Genomic DNA, 1,551 nt, shown 5'->3' on the forward strand with positions numbered 1-1,551 from the left:
GAAGAAGGAAGACCTGCTCCATGGACAGGTCGAGATGCAGGACATCGAAGGATGGGCGAAGGAAGAGGGGCTTGACATCGAGTACCAGAAACAGAGACCCTCCCTGCTTGAGGATATCGAAGTGCGCTATAACACCTTAGGTAAGCTTACCGTCAACACCCGCAAGGAGATCGGGGGTTTTAGCATAACCCTACTGACGGAAGATGAGACCTATGACGAGGTGGAAGAGTTGGAAGAGATCCTGCTGACCTTCGAGGAGAATATCGAGAAGAATCGGAGGACGATTGAGAAGGAGGCTCCCAACTTTTATCGGGAGTATCGGGAGGTGCTCGATAATCCGAAAAAGACTATCTACTTCTTTGACAATACAAAGCCTACTAATATATATTACTCTACTAATAACGAGATTATTTTGGAAGGGGTATGGGCACAGATGGTGGAGTACAACCATAAGATGTTTGAGGAGGTATCTCAAGCAAGAAACGGAAAAGTCGGAGCGGCATCGAGATGGTTGGAAGAGGGGTTGGACCCGTCTTTGACGCTGTGGTATTCGGACGAATTAAGAGAGCCCTATTATAAGGCCATGTTGAATTTTGTAAGGAGCATTGAGGAGGGGGCTGCAACCGAGGTTGACAAAAAAATTTTTGCGGTCATGGAGAAGAACTTCGGGGAACTGACGGAGGAGAAGATAAGGGGACTGCTCTATGATGACGATAGCAGCGATAAGTTGATCTGCATTATAGATTTGATCGATAGAAACTATTCGGAATTACTTCCGGGATTAAAGAGTAAAACGGTATATCTGTTTGAAGAGAACAAGGTAGGCTTTACCGGATTTCTGGAGCCGAACAACTATAACTTTTTTGAAAACAGAGCCTTTGTCTATTACCTGATGAAGAGATACGGCTTGGAGAAGATGTTCTATCTTCGGGTAAAGATAGGAGATGAAACTAGCTTTGAAGAAGAGTTCGGCAAGAGCCTGTATCAACTGCGGGAAGAATGGAAGGCATATCTAAGAGAGAATATCAGGGATATCGATAAGCTTTTGTAAAAGTCGGTTTAGCCTATTGCGAAAAATAGAAAGGAAGATTGTGTAAAGACGAAACAGTTTGTTTCTGTTAGGGAAATACCGCATAACTCAGAAAATCATCGTAAAATCACTTTTATATAAGTGTTGAATTTCTCGAAAGTGTTGGTTTGACAGACCTTTATTTCTTGCAAATTATAGGGGAATCAAAGTTTCATATTTGTGCAGTATTGCCTTAGTTCAGTAAATACAGAAAGGCTTTGAGATGAATAGTTTCAAAAACTCTATCTTTGTATAAAGAAGGTTTCAATCTGTTTCTTTGAACTACGAGAAATCTTCCTGTGTATCTATACAGTTCCGTAATAACATTTAAACAAAGGAGACATTGTTATGAAAAAGTATTTGGGTCTATGCATAGTCTGTTTAATGATTGTTCTATTGGTTTCCTGTGGCGGGGGCCTTGATCTGTCCAAGCGGGAGGGGGAGAACTTTACCGTCTACTCCAATGAGGACATCGAGATCAA

The 1,551-nt window shown here is 41.9% G+C and carries 1 protein-coding gene; it reads left to right on the forward strand.

What is annotated here, in order from left to right:
* Window positions 1–1,051: hypothetical protein (locus tag ACFO4R_RS07600; RefSeq protein ID WP_379788474.1), on the forward strand; the 1,051-nt coding region annotated here is incomplete at its 5' end.
* Between the last annotated feature and the right edge of the window lie 500 nt (window positions 1,052–1,551).

The sequence above is a fragment of the Filifactor villosus genome (assembly GCF_042652965.1).
GTDB lineage: Bacteria > Bacillota > Clostridia > Peptostreptococcales > Filifactoraceae > Filifactor > Filifactor villosus.